The following is a 398-nucleotide window of genomic DNA, read 5'->3' on the forward strand; positions in this document are numbered from 1 at the left end:
GACCACATCGGCGAACAGCGCACAGCCYAATGCGTGACGGGTATTGCGCACATTGACGCTACCGAAATAGACGGCCATCACATAGAAAGTGGTCTCGGTCGAACCCTGGATGATCGCCGCGAGTCGGCCCTGGAAGGAGTCGACGCCGTAAGTGCTCATCACATCGACCATCAGCCCGCGCGCGCCGGCGCCGGACAGGATCTTCATCAGGCCGACTGGCAGCGCGGGAACGAAGTCGGTATTGAGTCCCAGCCACGCGAATCCGGCTGACAGGCCCTGCATGAGCACGTCCATGCACCCCGAGGCGCGGAACAGTCCGATCGCCACGAGGATCGCCACTAGATAAGGAATGATCTGCACCGCGACGCCGAAGCCTTCCTTGGCGCCATCGATAAAGG

The 398-nt window shown here is 61.7% G+C and carries 1 protein-coding gene; it reads right to left on the bottom strand.

The features are described from left to right. On the bottom strand, window positions 1–398 hold a 398-nt coding region (locus AC1DCP_RS26600), incomplete at both ends, for a spore maturation protein (protein ID WP_476774899.1).

It is taken from the genome of Agrobacterium sp. 10T429 (genome assembly GCF_056393925.1).